This is a genomic window from Luteibacter anthropi (assembly GCF_023699965.1).
In the GTDB taxonomy this organism is placed as follows: Bacteria; Pseudomonadota; Gammaproteobacteria; order Xanthomonadales; family Rhodanobacteraceae; genus Luteibacter; species Luteibacter anthropi.
Genome location: NZ_CP077072.1, coordinates 2,101,987 through 2,117,306, shown reverse-complemented (window position 1 = coordinate 2,117,306; position 15,320 = coordinate 2,101,987). Strand labels below are relative to the sequence as shown.

At 64.6% G+C, this 15,320-nt stretch carries 18 protein-coding genes; 6 read left to right on the top strand and 12 right to left on the bottom strand.

Translation table 11 applies throughout. The features are described 5' to 3' along the window. Positions 1 to 123: 123 nt before the first annotated feature. Positions 124 to 765: a 2-polyprenyl-3-methyl-6-methoxy-1,4-benzoquinone monooxygenase gene (gene coq7 / locus KR767_RS09350; RefSeq protein WP_250878919.1), complete on the top strand. Its 642-nt coding sequence runs from the start codon at positions 124 to 126 to the stop codon at positions 763 to 765. 140 nt (positions 766 to 905) lie between these two features. Here the strand turns inward: coq7 and speD are convergent, their stop codons facing one another. Next, positions 906 to 1,691: an adenosylmethionine decarboxylase gene (speD, locus tag KR767_RS09345; RefSeq protein ID WP_036109987.1), complete on the bottom strand. Its 786-nt coding sequence runs from the start codon at positions 1,689 to 1,691 to the stop codon at positions 906 to 908. Between the two features lie 353 nt (positions 1,692 to 2,044). Between speD and crp the strand changes: the two genes are divergently transcribed. Next, positions 2,045 to 2,740, top strand: coding sequence for a cAMP-activated global transcriptional regulator CRP (crp, locus tag KR767_RS09340; RefSeq protein WP_166950540.1), 696 nt, complete (start codon positions 2,045 to 2,047; stop codon positions 2,738 to 2,740). Between the two features lie 6 nt (positions 2,741 to 2,746). On the opposite strand, the gene KR767_RS09335 is transcribed toward crp, so the two are convergent. Then, complete coding sequence (locus tag KR767_RS09335) at positions 2,747 to 3,697, bottom strand: bifunctional helix-turn-helix transcriptional regulator/GNAT family N-acetyltransferase (RefSeq protein ID WP_250878918.1); 951 nt, start codon at positions 3,695 to 3,697, stop codon at positions 2,747 to 2,749. A 142-nt stretch (positions 3,698 to 3,839) separates the two neighbouring features. Here KR767_RS09335 and KR767_RS09330 point away from each other — a divergent pair, with 142 nt between their 5' ends. Next, positions 3,840 to 4,586 (top strand): sulfite exporter TauE/SafE family protein, encoded by a 747-nt coding sequence (locus tag KR767_RS09330; RefSeq protein WP_166950543.1) that lies wholly within the window; start codon positions 3,840 to 3,842, stop codon positions 4,584 to 4,586. A gap of 12 nt (positions 4,587 to 4,598) precedes the next feature. Here the strand turns inward: KR767_RS09330 and KR767_RS09325 are convergent, their stop codons facing one another. The 7 genes from KR767_RS09325 to KR767_RS09295 form a co-directional block, all read right to left on the bottom strand. After that, positions 4,599 to 5,306 (bottom strand): haloacid dehalogenase-like hydrolase, encoded by a 708-nt coding sequence (locus tag KR767_RS09325; protein ID WP_166950544.1) that lies wholly within the window; start codon positions 5,304 to 5,306, stop codon positions 4,599 to 4,601. Positions 5,307 to 5,315: 9 nt separating this feature from the next. After that, positions 5,316 to 6,164, bottom strand: a complete 849-nt coding sequence (gene trpC, locus KR767_RS09320) for an indole-3-glycerol phosphate synthase TrpC (protein ID WP_250878917.1) — start codon at positions 6,162 to 6,164, stop codon at positions 5,316 to 5,318. 50 nt (positions 6,165 to 6,214) lie between these two features. Beyond that, positions 6,215 to 7,246: an anthranilate phosphoribosyltransferase gene (gene trpD / locus KR767_RS09315; protein ID WP_166950547.1), complete on the bottom strand. Its 1,032-nt coding sequence runs from the start codon at positions 7,244 to 7,246 to the stop codon at positions 6,215 to 6,217. A gap of 21 nt (positions 7,247 to 7,267) precedes the next feature. Next, positions 7,268 to 7,864, bottom strand: coding sequence for an anthranilate synthase component II (locus KR767_RS09310; RefSeq protein WP_166950548.1), 597 nt, complete (start codon positions 7,862 to 7,864; stop codon positions 7,268 to 7,270). 514 nt (positions 7,865 to 8,378) lie between these two features. Next, positions 8,379 to 8,762, bottom strand: coding sequence for a tautomerase family protein (locus KR767_RS09305; RefSeq protein ID WP_250878916.1), 384 nt, complete (start codon positions 8,760 to 8,762; stop codon positions 8,379 to 8,381). Positions 8,763 to 8,777: 15 nt separating this feature from the next. Next, positions 8,778 to 9,356 (bottom strand): DUF4865 family protein, encoded by a 579-nt coding sequence (locus KR767_RS09300; protein ID WP_250878915.1) that lies wholly within the window; start codon positions 9,354 to 9,356, stop codon positions 8,778 to 8,780. A gap of 2 nt (positions 9,357 to 9,358) precedes the next feature. Next, positions 9,359 to 9,664 (bottom strand): carboxymuconolactone decarboxylase family protein, encoded by a 306-nt coding sequence (locus KR767_RS09295; RefSeq protein ID WP_250878914.1) that lies wholly within the window; start codon positions 9,662 to 9,664, stop codon positions 9,359 to 9,361. Positions 9,665 to 9,768: 104 nt separating this feature from the next. On the opposite strand from KR767_RS09295, the gene KR767_RS09290 reads away from it, so the two are divergent. Continuing rightward, a complete protein-coding gene (locus KR767_RS09290) occupies positions 9,769 to 10,671 on the top strand; it encodes a LysR substrate-binding domain-containing protein (protein ID WP_345779898.1) in 903 nt (300 codons plus the stop codon). Between the two features lie 42 nt (positions 10,672 to 10,713). Here KR767_RS09290 and KR767_RS09285 read toward each other — a convergent pair whose 3' ends face one another. From KR767_RS09285 to KR767_RS09275, 3 genes are read right to left on the bottom strand one after another with little or no spacing between them, the layout of a single operon-like run. After that, positions 10,714 to 11,265, bottom strand: a complete 552-nt coding sequence (locus KR767_RS09285) for a cysteine hydrolase family protein (RefSeq protein ID WP_250878913.1) — start codon at positions 11,263 to 11,265, stop codon at positions 10,714 to 10,716. Further along, positions 11,255 to 12,682, bottom strand: a complete 1,428-nt coding sequence (locus KR767_RS09280) for an MFS transporter (protein WP_250878912.1) — start codon at positions 12,680 to 12,682, stop codon at positions 11,255 to 11,257. The genes KR767_RS09285 and KR767_RS09280 overlap by 11 nt, the downstream gene beginning before the upstream one ends. Continuing rightward, positions 12,679 to 13,128, bottom strand: coding sequence for a MarR family winged helix-turn-helix transcriptional regulator (locus KR767_RS09275; protein ID WP_166950557.1), 450 nt, complete (start codon positions 13,126 to 13,128; stop codon positions 12,679 to 12,681). The genes KR767_RS09280 and KR767_RS09275 overlap by 4 nt, the downstream gene beginning before the upstream one ends. A gap of 198 nt (positions 13,129 to 13,326) precedes the next feature. Between KR767_RS09275 and KR767_RS09270 the strand changes: the two genes are divergently transcribed. Together KR767_RS09270 and KR767_RS09265 are read left to right on the top strand one after the other, a co-directional pair. Then, positions 13,327 to 14,880, top strand: coding sequence for a glycoside hydrolase family 30 protein (locus tag KR767_RS09270; protein ID WP_250878911.1), 1,554 nt, complete (start codon positions 13,327 to 13,329; stop codon positions 14,878 to 14,880). A gap of 53 nt (positions 14,881 to 14,933) precedes the next feature. Further along, a complete protein-coding gene (locus tag KR767_RS09265) occupies positions 14,934 to 15,320 on the top strand; it encodes a VOC family protein (protein ID WP_166950560.1) in 387 nt (128 codons plus the stop codon).

Below are 15,320 nucleotides of genomic sequence, written 5' to 3'. Positions count from 1 at the left end.
TCCGTTTCACAAGCGTCCCCGGGGCGACGGAAGGTCGGGCGCGACAAGCAGCCGCAGTGACCTTGTCCCGTTTCGGGAGGCGCGCATTGTAACGTGTGTTGTCCCTTTCGTCAGGAGCCTTTCATGTCCGTCCGTACGCTCACCCCCTTCGACCGCCTCCTGGCCGGCCTGGAACGGGCCATGGAGGCCGTGGGAGGTTCGCCCGAGGCCGGTCGTCGTTCGCCCGGCGATGCTGTACCGGATGCCCCGATGGACGATGCGGAGCGCCGTCATGCGGCCGGACTGATGCGTATCAACCATGTGGGTGAGGTCTGTGCGCAGGCGCTTTATTACGGGCAGGCTGCCCTGGCGCGCGCACCGGAGACGCGTGCGCACCTGCTGCATGCGGCCCAGGAGGAGACCGATCACCTGGCTTGGTGTGCCGAGCGGCTGAAGGAGCTGGACAGCCGCCCCAGCCTGTTCAATCCGCTGTGGTATGCCGGCAGTTATGCCATCGGTGTTGCAGCGGCGGCCGTGGGCGATCCGATCAGCCTGGGCTTCGTGGTGGAGACCGAGCATCAGGTGGAGGCGCATCTGGCGGAGCACATTGAACGCCTGCCCGCGCAGGATGATCGGTCACGCGCGATCCTGCGACAGATGCAGGCCGACGAGATCCGCCATGCCGATGCGGCGCAGGCGCGTGGAGGTATCGACCTGCCCTTCCCCATCCCGAAGATCATGCATGCGGCTTCGATGGTGATGAAGACGGTGGCTTACCGGATCTGATGGCCAGCATGCCTCGTAATCCCTCACGACGATGCCCGCTGCTGTAGGAGCGCGCCTGCGCGCGACCGGCGAGGCTCGTACAGGTGGGGCGTCGCGGTGGGAGCACCCAGAAAAAAGCCCCGCTTTGGCGGGGCTTTTCGTTACATCAGGTTGCGACCGTGGAAGAGCTCTTCGATTTCGCGGCGCAGCAGCGATTCGATGCGCTGGCGCTCCTTGAAGGAGAGGTCGTCGGCCTGAGCCTCGAACAGGTAGGTGTCGAGGTCGAAGTCCTTGATGTGCATCTTCGTGTGGAAGATGTTTTCCTGGTAGACGTTCACGTCGAACATCTCGTACTTCTGGCGGATGTGCTTGGCCAGGTAGTCCTGCACCGAGTTGATCTTGTGGTCGATGAAGTGCTTCTTGCCCTTCACGTCGCGCGTGAAGCCGCGGACGCGGTAGTCGGCGATGACGATGTCCGACTCGAAGCTGTCGATCAGGTAGTTGAGCGCCTTCAGCGGCGAGATCACGCCGCAGGTGGCCACGTCGATGTCCGCGCGGAAGGTCGCGATGCCGTTGTGCGGATGCGTTTCCGGGTAGGTGTGGACGGTGATGTGGCTCTTGTCCATGTGCGCGACGACGGCACCGGAGATGGTGTCGCGGCCGAGCTTCTCGACCACCGGCTCCTCGGAGATGAGGATGGTGACCGAGGCGCCCTGCGGATCGTAGTCCTGGCGGGCGATGTTCAGGATGTTGGCACCGATGATCTCGGCCACGTCCGTGAGGATCTGGGTCAGGCGGTCGGCGTCGTACTGCTCATCGATGTATTCGATGTAGTTCTGACGCTGCTGTTCCGAGACGGCGTAGCAGATGTCGTAGATGTTGAAGCTCAGCGCCTTGGTGAGGTTGTTGAACCCCTGCAGGCGAAGGCGGGGAAGCGGTTTGACCACAGCGACTCTCCGAGGCCGGTGAAACGGCCAGCAGCAGGCGCGGGTTAGCAGCTAGGGTCCCCGCAAGTGAAGATGAAATGACGTACGAACGGGCAGTCTGCCCGCCCCTTGTGAACGGCGTGAGACAGGGGGTCCGACGCCAGGGGGGTGAAATTATGGGGCAAGATGGCGAAGATTTGAACACGCCACGATGACGGCCTTCCCGCATCGCCCCAAATGGTGGATTCCGTATGGGCGTTGTCTGCCATAATCGCCCCGGGGACATGGCGAGTCGGCGACGCCCGACGGTTTTCCGTCGGCCGATCGGCCCGGACTTGGGGACGCCATGTCATTGAGGCTCAACGGAATCTGCTGTGGCACAACTTAAATATCTGTTGCAACAGGCGTTCGAACGGTCGCAGGCTCCTACGAGCTTCGCCCCCGATCCGGCATCCATGAGCCGGTTCCTGGACGCATGCCACCGGCGCCGTTATCCAGGCAAGACAGCCATCATCCGGCCCGGCGATCCCGCCAACACGCTTTATTACGTGGTCGACGGCTCGCTGGCCGTCTGCACCGAGGATGAGGAAGGCCGCGAGCTGATCCTGGCCTATATCAACCGGGGCCAGTTCATCGGCGAGATGGGCCTCTTCGTCGAACAGGCCCAGCGCGAATCCCTGGTGCGCACCCGCACGGCCTGCGAGATGGCCGAGATCAGCTACGAGCGCCTGTTCCAGCTGCTGGAAGGCCCGCTGGCGGCCGAGTGCCCCAAGCTGCTGTTCGCCATCGGCTCGCAGCTCACGCAGCGCCTGCTGCGTACCTCGCGCCAGGTCAGCCGCATGGCCTTCATGGATGTCACCAACCGCGTGTCGCGCACCCTGCTCGACCTGTGTCAGGAGCCGGATGCCATGACCCATCCGGATGGCACCCAGATCCGCATCTCGCGCCAGGAAGTCAGCCGCATCGTGGGCTGCTCGCGTGAGATGGTCGGCCGCGTGCTGAAGCAGCTGGAAGAAGAACGGATGATCGACGTTTCCGGCAAGACCATCGTGATCCGCGGCACCCGCTGAGGCCGCTCAGGCCTCCTTGAACACCATGTAGACGTCGGCCCGCTCGTAGTGTGAGCCGGGCCGCGTCACCGGCTGAAGCACGAAGCCGGCCCGCTCGTACATGCCCAGCGCCCGGGTGAGGCGACTGTTGGATTCCAGGAACAACTGCCTGCCACCGCGATGCCGGTATTCGGCAATGGCGGCGTCCAGCAGCTTCCGCCCGGCACCCAGACCCCGGTAGTTCTCGTCCACGGCCATCTTGGTCAGTTCGTAGACGCCCTCGCCCTCGTGAAGCAGGGCACAGGTGCCCACCACTTCACCGGCGTAGAGCGCAAAGAACACCATGCCACCCGGGGCGACGATCAGCGCCTGCGGGCGGGACAGCACCGCGCGATCCACCTCTTCCACGCGGAAGTAGCGCTCCAGCCATTGCTGGTTGAGCCGTCGGAAGTGATCGGCCAGGGCCGGATCGAACGGCACCACGTTGACCTGTGCCGTCGCCAGGGCTGCATGCTGGTCGAGAATGGCACCGAGCAACGGCCGCTCGGTCAGCGATTGCTCGCAACCGTCGATCGCTTCCAGCAGGGTTGCGCCGCGCGGGCCCAGGGAGTCGGCCATGCCGCGGCGGATGGCGAGCCACACGGGCCCCAGCTCGCCCAGTGCACGGTCGCCCGCCTCCGTGAGCACGAGAACACTGCGCCGTCCGTCCTGTGGATCGCGCTGGCGTTGAACCATCCCCGCTTCGACCAGGCGATCGGCCAGCTGGCTCACTGCCGAATGGGTCTGGCCGATGGCCAGCGATACATCGGTGACCGTCGTGGGGCCGACGTCGCGCAGGTAGCGCAGCACGGGAAACCAGCGCGCCTCGATGCCCGCACCGCAGGTCCGGTAGACGTCGTCCACCACCTGGTAGAAGTGATCGCTCAGCGCCTTGAGGCGACTGCCCAGGGCCAGTTCGCGCAGGGACGACAGATACATACGTAAGCCCTTACGTACCTTCAGGATGATGGCGCAGACTAAGGCGGCGCGATGCCGCACGCAAGCGATTCTGCCGTGATCATGACGCCGGCAAGCCCCATGTGTGGGCTATGGTGGCAATGGATGCCCTACAGGAAACCCGATGGACTGGAGTCAGTTCCTCATCTTCGTTGGCGTCGGCCTGCTTGCGCAGCTCGTGGACGGCGCGCTCGGCATGGCCTATGGGCTGGTGTCGAATTCGGTGCTGCTCGCCATGGGCCTGCCCCCGGCCGTGGCCAGCGCCACCGTGCATACCGCAGAGGTCTTCACCACGGGCGTATCGGGCGGAGCGCATGCGTTCTTCGGCAACGTCGACTGGAAGGCGTTCCGCCGCCTTGCCATCCCAGGAGTGGTCGGTGGTGTCATCGGTGCCTGGTTCCTGGCCAGCGTGCCCGGCGAAGCCATCAAGCCCTTCGTCTATGCCTACCTGCTGATCCTCGGCACCGTCGTGCTGGTGCGCGCCGCCGGCCGGATGGTGTCCCAGCATCGCGTGAGGCACAAAGGAATCCTTGGCTTCTTCGCCGGGCTGCTTGACGCCATCGGCGGAGGCGGCTGGGGTCCGATCGCCACCTCCACCCTGCTGGCGCGCGGCGGCGCCGTGCGGCAGACCATCGGTACCGTGAATGCCGCGGAGTTCGTGGTGACCATCGCGATCTCCACCACCCTCATCGCCCATATGGGCATCCAGCACTGGCCCGTGGTGCTCGGACTGCTCACAGGCGGCGTGATCGCCGCCCCTGTCGCCGCGTGGCTGGTGAAACACCTGCCGCCGCGTTATGTGATGACGGCCGTGGGCTGTCTCATCGTGGGCATCAGCCTGTACCAGCTGGGCCAGCATTTCCTCGGTTAGCCCGATCGCGGTTCAGAACCAGTCGAGCACTTCGAGCTTGCTGCCCAGGGCCTTGCTGGCCTTTTTCACTGTCTTTGCGTTGGCATTGACCAGCTTCGCCTCGTCTGCCGCCTTGAGCATCGGCAGGTCGGACAGCGAATCGGCATAGGCGATGGCCCAGGGACGCGGAATGCCTTCGCGCTTGAGCGAGGCGACCTTCACCGCCTCCACGTTATGTCGCACGAAATGCACGCCGAACAGGCCACCACGGGTCTGTGAGGCCACGAGCTCACAACCGCCGAGGTTCACCTCGTGGAGGATGGCCTCGACCATCGTACGGTCGTTGCCGGTAACGATGACCACACGGTCGCCGGCATCCACATGCCGGCGCAGGCTCGCCACGGCATCGCGGATGAACACGCCGGGCCGGCGGGCGTAGGCGCGCGCATAGGCCGTGACGCGCCTGCGGTAACTGGCTTCGGTACGGCCGAAGGTGATCACGCGCAGGAACAGCCGGCCGAGGAAACGGTTGCCCGCCACGGTGGGGATCAGGAACGGCACGAAGGGCACCACCGGCAGGGCCAGCAGGATGCGCCAGCGCCCGAATCCCTTCAGGCAGTCGCGATAGAAGAGTTCGAGGGTCTGGTGGCGCACGATGACGCCATCGAAGTCGAACAGAACGACGCGCCGCGCGTCGGCGGCGGAGGCTTGCACCTCCGCCGTCTGAATCCCCTGTGTCATCGTGTCTCGTCAGTGCCGGTGGGAGTGCGAGGGCGCCCCGTAGAAGAGCTTCTTCAGTTCATCGCCCGGATCGGCGGCGCGCATGAAGGCCTCGCCGACCAGGAAGGTGTGGATGCCCTTCTCGCGCAACACGCGGACGTCTTCCGGCGTATGGATGCCGGATTCGGCCACGATGGCGGTTTCCTCGCCCACGCGGTCTTTCAGGCGCAGCGACGTGCCCAGCGAGGTCTCGAAGGTGCGCAGGTTGCGGTTGTTCACGCCGATCAGCGGCGCGGGCATGCCGAGGGCAATTTCCAGTTCTTCTTCGTTGTGGACTTCGACGAGGACGTCGAGATCCAGCTCGGCCGCCAGCATCGACAGCTCGGTGAGGCGCACCTCGTCGTAGATGCGGTCGCCATCGGCTTCTTTCTGGGCGAAAGCCGCCACGATCAGCAGGATGCAGTCGGCACCGATCACGCGGGCCTCGTACACCTGGTATTCGTCGACGATGAAGTCCTTGCGCAGGATCGGCAGGTTGCATGCCGCACGGGCCTGGGCCACGAAGTCTTCATGACCCTGGAAGAAGTCGGCATCCGTGAGCACGGACAGGCAGGCCGCACCACCGGCTTCGTAGCTGCGGGCAATGGCCGCCGGGTCGAAGTCGGGGCGGATCAGGCCCTTGCTGGGGCTGGCTTTCTTGATCTCTGCAATGACCGCCGGCTGGTGGTCGTGCAACTTGGCGTCGATGGCGGCAACAAAACCGCGGGTATCCGGGAGGTCGGCCACGCGGGCGGCAAGGTCGTCGAGCGTCCGCGTGCGGCTGCGTTCGGCGATCTCTTCCAGCTTGCGGTCGAGAATGCGGTGGAGGATGTCGGGCATCGATGCGCTTCCTAGTGGTAAGGCCGGCACGCGGGGACGTGCCGGCGATATCAGGCGCCGAGCCGCTGGGTAGCGGCCACGAACGAGTTCATTTTTGCACGAGCCGCACCGCTTGCGATGGTCTCGCGCGCCAGATCGATGCCGGCCTGGATGGTCGGGACCACATCGGCCGTGTAAAGGGCCGCACCTGCGTTGAGGCAGACGATGTCATGTGGCACCCCCGGCACGCCGGAAATGGCGTCCAGGAGCATCGCCCGGGACTCGGTCGAATCGTCCACGCGCAGGTTGCGACTGGAGGCCATCGAGAGCCCGAAATCCTCGGGTTCGATTTCATACTCGCTGACCTTGCCGTCCCGCAACTCTCCGACGAGGGTAGCGGCACCGAGGGAAATCTCATCCATGCCGTCGCGCCCCCACACCACCAGTGCATGCTTCGCACCGAGCGCCTGCAACACCCTCACCTGGATGCCCACCAGATCGGGATGGAACACGCCCATCAGGATGTTCTGCGCGCCAGCCGGGTTGGTGAGCGGGCCCAGGATGTTGAAGATGGTGCGCACGCCCATTTCGCGACGCACGGGCGACACCACCTTCATCGCCGGATGATGGTTGGGCGCAAACATGAAGCCGATGTCGGTCTCGTCCATGCACACGGCTACCTGCGCCGGCAGCAGGTCGATGCGCGCGCCAAGGGCTTCGAGCACATCGGCGCTGCCCGACTTCGACGACACGCTGCGGCCGCCATGCTTCGCCACGCGGGCGCCGGCAGCGGCCGCGACGAACATGGACGCCGTCGAAATATTGAACGTGGAAGCGCCATCGCCGCCGGTGCCGACGATGTCGATGAAATGCGGATGGGGGCCGGCTTCCACCTTTGCGGAAAGCTCGCGCATCACGCGCGCCGCGCCGGTGATTTCGCCGACGGTTTCCTTCTTCACGCGAAGGCCGGTGAGAATGGCCGCCGTCATGAGCGGACTGACATCGCCGCGCATGATCTGGTGCATCAGTTCGATCATCTCGTCATGGAAGATTTCGCGATGTTCGATGGTTCGCTGGAGGGCCTCTGAGGCGGTAATCGTCATGGAACGTGGCATCCGTGGGAATTACGCGGCAAGCGGCAGCGGCATGCCGAGGAAGTTGCGCAGCAGGTCGTGGCCGTGCTGCGTCAGGATCGACTCGGGATGGAACTGCACACCCTCGATGTTCAGCGTGCGATGACGCAAGCCCATGATCTCGTCGATGGAACCGTCCTCGCGTTCGGTCCAGGCGGTCACTTCAAGACAGTCGGGCACGGAGCCCTTCTCGACCACCAGCGAATGGTATCGGGTGGCCTCGAACGGATTCGGCAGGCCGGCGAAGACGCCCAGGCCCTTGTGTTTCACCGGTGAGGTCTTGCCGTGCATGATCTCCCGCGCGCGGATCACCTTGCCGCCGAACACCTGGCCGATGGCCTGATGCCCCAGGCACACACCGAAGATCGGCACCTCGCCGGCCATCTCGCGCAGGATGTCGATGGACACCCCGGAGTCGTCCGGCGTACCCGGCCCTGGCGAGATCATGATCCTCGACGGCGCCAGCGCCCGGATGTCCGCCACCGTGAGCGCATCGTTGCGCACCACCTTCACCTCCTGTCCCAGCTCGCCCAGGTACTGGACGAGGTTGAAGGTGAAGCTGTCGTAGTTGTCGATCATCAAGAGCACAAGGCACCCAATAGGCTGATTTTCATTGACATTTCGTGCCGGATACGGCGCTTGCGCAGTCCTGCGGACAGACGGCCATACGGGCCGTCGGCAGGGCGAATGATGAGGCACGAGCGCAGGCCAAGGCCAGAGCCGCTGCATACGGGGCCGGAAACCATGGGATCGGGGGGATGGGACAAGAGCTGTCTCCTCGGATGGGAGCCGCCTTATCGGGGGAGTTTTCTTAAGGATGACCTTGTCCACCGATACGGCGGCAAGGTGGCGGACAAACCGCAACGACGTGCCGCTTCCTAGAGGAAGCGCCACCACTTGGCGATGGAAGGCGAAGTGCAGAAGGTCATCGGGCCAGTCTTTGCAGGGCCATCGGCGTGTGCCGATGAGTTCGGTCCTGAGAGTATCAGCCGATCTGGCCCGCGTCCAATGGGCTTGGCTGTAGGAGCGCGCCTTGCGCGCGACCGGTTATGGCGAAAACCCGGTCGCGCGCAAGGCGCGCTCCTACAGGGTACTGCTGGAATCAAAGTGCGTACTGCGCAATCCCGTTGCCAAACGACCAGTTGATCTTGCTCGTTTCACTGATGTTGATGAAGACATCTTCCGGCCGGATGCCCGGCGACGCTTCCAGGTGCTCCACGATGTGCTTGAACAACGCTTTCTTCTTCTCCACCGTGCGCGAGTCATTGCAGAAGATCTGTACGATCACCAGGTCGTCGCTGCGCGAGATACCCAGGTAACCCGGGTCGTAATCGAATTCATCGACATCGTGCTGGCTAACGAGAATGAAGCGATCGTTCTCCGGCACGTCGAATACTTCGCGCATGGCGGTGTAGATGCCGTTGCGCAGGGCGGCGAGGTATGAGGACGGCTTGCCACGGCGCAAGGCTATGCGTACGAGGGGCATGGGAATTCTCCAGGTTCAATGAGGATCGAGGGATAGACCGGTCGAGACGTGACCGACCGTGTAAAGCTGCACCTCGTCGCGGGCAAGGTCGGGGCGCGCTTGTGGCCATAGGCGGAAGCGAACGAGGCTCCATGTAGTCGGCTCGAACGCACTGAGCGCAGCAACCGCTCCGTCAGCCATCGCGTCGGCATTGTGCTGCGCTTCGCGCTGCCGCCATGCGTCCAGCGCCGCATACAGTGGGATATTCTCCCGCTGCGACGAGGCACATACGGCACTCGTCAGGTCATCATTGACGACGGAATTCCATACTGACCATGTCGCAACAGAAGGCCGCCCGAAGGCATCGATGACGCTGTTGAACCCGCTACCGCACAGGAAGGCATTCATGCCCTCGTTGTCGTCCCACAGGTAGAACGGTGCATACAGGTTATCGCGCGAAGGCAACGACGCAGACTGCCGTTCCGCCACCAGGTACGCCTTGAAGCGCAGGCCGGTCAGGCCATCCGTGCGATGACCGCGTTCGGCGATGCGTCGATGGATGATCGACATGTCGTAATCGGCAGGTAGCAGGAAACCGTACTGCATGGCGTACATGGTCACTCTCCGACGCCGCGAAGCAGGTTTAGCGCGGAAGCCGCGACGGGCCAGCCTGCATAGAACGCCAGGTGAGTCACCAGCTCGGCCAGCTCATCCGATGACACACCGTTCTGGCGGGCAAGGCGCAGATGAAACGGCAATTGCTCGACGCGGTTCATGGCTACCAGTACGGCCACGGTCACCAGGCTGCGGTCCCGCGAAGCGAGTTCCTGGCGTTTCCAGACGTCGCCAAAGAGCACCTCATCGGTCAATTCGGCAAACCGGGGAGCGATGTCTTGGTAAACCTGACCGTAGGAGGTTGCCATAAGATTTCTTCCAGATGAGGGGGCTTGACGGTGTCCAAGGTAGCGAGGACAGTTCATCCCGAAAATCGGAAAATTCAGAATCAACCATTCGATAAATCGGGACGATGACCATGCGACGGGTGAACTTCGATCTTGATGTGCTGCGCAGCTTCGTCGTCGGCGTAGACCTCGGCAGCTTCGCCAGGGCGGCCGATCGGCTCGGGCGTTCCACTTCGGCGGTGAGTGCCCAGCTGAAGAAGCTGGAAGAACAGGCCGGCGTACCGGTGCTCCGTCGCAACGGGCGCGGCATGGCGCTTACCGAGTCGGGCGAGACCCTGCTCGGCTATGCGCGACGCCTGCTCGACCTCAACGACGAAGCCGCTTCGGCCATCCAAGGCCAGCCGCTGGAAGGTCGTGTCAGGCTGGGCTTGCAGGAAGACTTCGGCGAATGGCTGCTGCCCGACGTGCTCGGTCACTTCATTCGTGCGCATCCGAAGCTGCGCATCGAAGTACGCATCGCCCGCAATTCGGCACTGATGGATGGTGTGGGCGGCGGTGAACTGGATCTGGCGCTGGCGTGGACGACGGAAGCCCGCCGCCTTCCTGTGGGCCGCATTGATGCCGTGCCGATGCGCTGGATCGGTCCCGGCGCGGGCCTGCCAGCCTTCGCCTTCGATATGGCCGATCCCCTGCCCCTCATCGTGCTCGAATCGCCCTGCCTGATGCGCACGGCGGCCATCGAGGCACTCGACCGCGCAGGCATCCCCTGGCGCATCGCCTTCACCAGCGCCAGCCTCGCGGGACTCTGGGCAGCGGTGAAGGCCGGCCTTGGCGTGAGTGTCCGCACACCGCTGGGCCTGCCGGCGAGCGTGCGCGCGCTGGAGCCGGGCGAAGGCGGCCTGCCTGCGCTGCCCACGCTAGGCCTTGGTGTATTTCACGCGGCCACTGCCGCGACGCCCGCCGTGGAACGCCTGTCGGCCCTGATCCTCGAACGACTCGCGGAACCGGTGCCCGTCCAGGCCGCCTAACCCATCGGCGAGCACACCAGGGTGCCCGCCGACAGAACATCCTTAAGCCAGCGCTGCGAGCAGGGTCTGCGTGTCGGTGGTTTCGGCGATACGCGGGAAAATGCGTGTCACGCTGTTTTCGTGTGCATCGGCGTTGAGGTCGGTCATCGCATCGGGCACCAGCACCACGTGATAGCCCAGTTCGTTGGCATAGCGCGCCGTGGATTCCACGCCGACGCTCGTCGCGATGCCCACGATCACCACCTGCTCCACACCTTGGCCGCGCAGCCAGGCATCGAGGTCGGTGTCCTGGAAGGCGCCCCAGCGCTGCTTGCTGACGAGGTGGTCGGTGGGCGCTTGTTCAAGTTCCGGCACCAGTTCGATGAAGCTCGGATCTTCCGGGAATGCGCGATGGCCGGCATCGCTGCGACCCGGCGCGGAGGCAACGACATTCACCAGCACCACGGGACGCCCGCTCGCACGAAAGGCCTTCGCCAGTGCAGCGGATCGCTCCACGACCTGCGCCGAGGGAGTGACGGTGGGAAGGCCGACGATGCCCTTCTGCAGATCGATGACGATCAGGGCGGCGTTGGCGTCGAGTTGGCTAAGCGGCATGGGAGGCATCTCGGGAGTGGTTGGGGGATGACGACGAAGGGACGGCACGCGGCAAGGTGCGATCGAACACGGTGGCGACGAGCAGCACGAGGCTGATGCCACCGATCACGTAGGCGAGGATGTGCATGCCGCCATCGGTAGCGTGGTGGCCATAGGCAACGCCCAGCACGCTGGTCGCGAGGATCGCGCCGATGTACGACGCCGTGCGTTGCAGGCCGGAGGCCATGCCGAGCTGGTCGGCCGGCGCCTGGAGATACACGGCGGCCTGCGTGGACGTGGAAGCGAGACCCTGCGGAACACCGAAGAACGCCACGGCCGCGGCAATCAGCCACAAAGGCGACGCCGACGTGAGGCAAAGCAGGCAGATGCAGCCGAGGATCGATGCAGCAAAGGCCAGCAGGAAGGGCCCGCGAAGGCCGCGCGTCCTCGCGCCAAGGATGGACGCCACGCCGCCCACGATCGACAGCGGCAGGGTCGCCAGGCCCGCCGTGGCGGCAGAGTAACCCGCCGCGCTTTCCAGCCATTGGGCAAAGCCATAGAACACGCAGTACACCGTGGTGAAGACCGCCATCGCACGCAGGTAGGTCACCGTGAGCGGCAGATGCCTCGCCAGCATGCGCAGGTCGAGGAATGGTTCAGGGCGACGCAGCGAGTGCACGACAAGCAGGACGCACAGCGCGGCAGCGACGGGCAGCATCGCCCAGCGCGGGTGCTCCAGATCCATCAGGAAGGTCATCAGCGCCAGCAACATGCCGGCGAACAGGCCGATGCCGATCAGATCCAGTTCCCGCACGAGTGCACCGCGAGGCAGGTGACGCGGCGGGTCCACGGGCACCCATGCCAGCACCATCACCAGCGTGAACAAGGCCAGTGGAATGTTGACGGTAAAGATGGCATGCCAGCCGAACGCGCCGGTGAGCACCCCGCCAAGCACGGGCCCCACGGCCGAGGTCGCGATGCCGGTGAAGGACAGCACGCCCATGGCGATACGCGGCGGCGCGCTGCCGCTTTGCTCCGCCCGTTCGCGGAACAGGCGCATGGCCGACGGATAAGCGCCCGACGTGCCGATGCCCAGCATCACGCGCACGACTACCAGCCAGCCCAGCGACGGCGCCCAGCGTCCGGCGACACCGGCCAGCGCCACCAGCAGCAGCGACACGATATAGACGCGGCGCGCTCCCAGCAGATCGGCAAGCCGGCCCATGGTCGGCTGGGCCACGGCACTGGTGAGGTACAGGCCTGCGATCAGCCAGCCGGTCTGCGCGACAGAGGCGTGGAAGTCCTGCGAGATGGGGACGAGGGCCGTGGCGATCGTCGTCGAATTGATCGGGTTGAGCGACGAGCCCAGGGCCAGCGGAAGCACGAAGCGCGGACCGAAGGGCTTGCCCGGGCCCGCCACGGCGAGTGAGCGGTTCATCCCTCGGCCGGCGTATCGGCGAGGCGGGCAATCACACTCGCGGCGCGGGCCAGTTCGTCTCGCTCTGCCTCGTCCAGGCTGCCGAGGGCTTCGGACAACCAGGCGAGCTTGATCCGCCGGGTACGCTCACGCACGCCCCGCCCGGCGTCCGTCAGCGAGAACAGGAACTGGCGGCCATCGCTGGGATGCGGGGAACGCTCCACCAGCCCTTCGCCTTCCAGGACGGCCAGCGAGGCGCCCATCGACTGCGGCTTGACCGCCTCGGCCCGGGCAAGGTCTGCCGTGGAGGTCGGCCCCATGGCATCCAGGCGCGCCAGGATGACGGACTGCGACCAGGTGAGCTCCAGCCGGTTGGACTCGGCGCGCAGGCGGCGTACCAGCTGTCCGCAGGCGGTGAGCAGGTCGGTGGCGATGGCTTCGATATCGGGGCTGGTGGGCGAGGTCATGCGATCACGCTACGCTTCGACAGGCAAACTTGCAAGGTAAACTTGCAAGTTTGCCTTCGAAACATCCTGCGAACCTCCATCGGCCGAAACAGGCTCGCGTCCCGGCGCTTTTCAAAATACAGTCGCACCGTGAAGGCATGGCCGGGAGTTTTGTGATCCAACCGAACCGCAACACGGACGACAGGCCGGACGTGCCCCATGGATGAGCGTCAACCGGGTTCCCACCGGGTCATCGTCATCTTCGCCGGGCTGATCGCCCTGATCACCGGCCTCGCCCTTTCCGTTCCCTATGAACTCCGCGCCAGGCAGCAGGTGACGGCAAGCGTGGTGTCCGGCCCGACGCCGGCATCGGTGCCTGCCGTTGAGCTTTGGCTGAGCACGGCCGATCGACGCCTGAAGCTGGCGCAGCAGCCCGACATTCCCACACGTGCTCGCGGTAGCGACACGGCGGACATCGTCATCGATGCCCACAAGACCTACCAGACCATGGTGGGCTTTGGCGCCGCCATGACCGATTCGTCTGCGTGGCTATTGCAGAACAAGCTGGATGCCGCCAGGCGCCATGCGCTGCTGCGCGAACTGTACGGACCGCCGCCCGGCCTTAATTTCAACATGATGCGCCTGACCATCGGTGCGTCGGACTTCTCCCTGAATCTCTACACCTTCGACGACATCCCCTTCGGCGACGACGATCCTGATCTGTCGCACTTCAACGTAACGCCCAACATGGACGGCGTGATACCGACGGTACGCGAGGTGCTGTCCATCAACCCGGACATCGCCATCGTGGCCTCGTCATGGAGTGCGCCGGCATGGATGAAGACCAACCAGAACCTGCTGGGCGGTGAGCTGGAAGAAAAGTACGAGAGCGCGTACGCAAACTACCTGGTGAAGTACCTCGATGCATTCCGCAGCCATGGCATTCCCATCTTTGCACTGACGCTCCAGAACGAACCCGCGTTCCAGCCACTCACCTATCCCGGCATGCTGATGCCGGCGGCAACACGCGCACGCGTCATCGGTCAGTACCTTGGCCCGAAGCTCGCAAAGCGAGTGCCTCGCACGCAGATCCTCGACTGGGATCACAACTGGAATGCACCGGAGCAGCCACTCGAGGTGCTGGGCGATCCCGTGGCGGCACGTTATGTCGACGGCGTGGCGTGGCATTGCTACCAGGGCAGTCCCTATGCACAGGGACGCGTGCACAAGGCGCATCCCGACAAGGATGCCTATCTCACCGAATGCTCGGGCGGTGACTGGGCCTCCGCCGCGAAAGGTGAACTGCTCTGGTTTTCGCGCGACCTGCTGATCGCAGGCATCCGGCAGTGGGCACGCGGGGTGATCTACTGGAACCTCGCGCTGGACGAAAACCACGGTCCGCACTTCGGTGGCTGCGATGCCTGCAAGGGCGTGGTGCTGATCGATTCGCGTACGGGCGAGATAAGCCGTAACGACGAATACTATGCGCTGGCGCATTTCAGTCGCTTCGTATTGCCTGACGCTGTGCGCATCGGTTCCACGGATACCGGAAAGGGCATCCACAACGTCGCCTTCCAGAATGCGTCAGATGGCTCGGTCGTGCTGGTGGTCGTCAACGGCCACGCTCAAGCACACAAGGTCTCCGTCGCCGAAGGACAGATCCGCTTCGAATACGACATGCCCGCGCAGAGCGTGGCGACCTTCGTATGGAATCCCGACCCGTATACGGCGTGGCTGCGCCGCTTCCTGTGGTGGATGAAACGCGTCCACTAGCGCCGCATGGTTTAATGGGCGGCCTTGCCCTTCCCCTTCAAGGATCACGCAGCATGCAAAGCCTCGGCGCCATCGCGTTTCTCGTCAACGACTACGACGAGGCCATCGCCTTCTTTACCCAGGCCCTGGGTTTCTCGCTGGTCGACGACATGCCGCAGGGCGAAGGCAAGCGCTGGGTGACGGTGGCACCGCGTGCATCGCAAGGCACGCGCCTGCTGCTCGCCCGTGCCGTGAACGACGAGCAACGTGCGCATGTGGGCCGCCAGGGTGGCGGTCGCGTGTTCCTGTTCCTCAACACCGACGATTTCGCCGCCGACCATGCCCGCATGCTGGCGCACGGCGTGCGCTTTCGCGAAGAGCCGCGCCACGAGCCGTATGGCACCGTGGCGGTGTTCGAAGACCTCTATGGCAACGCCTGGGACCTGATCCAGCCGACGTAA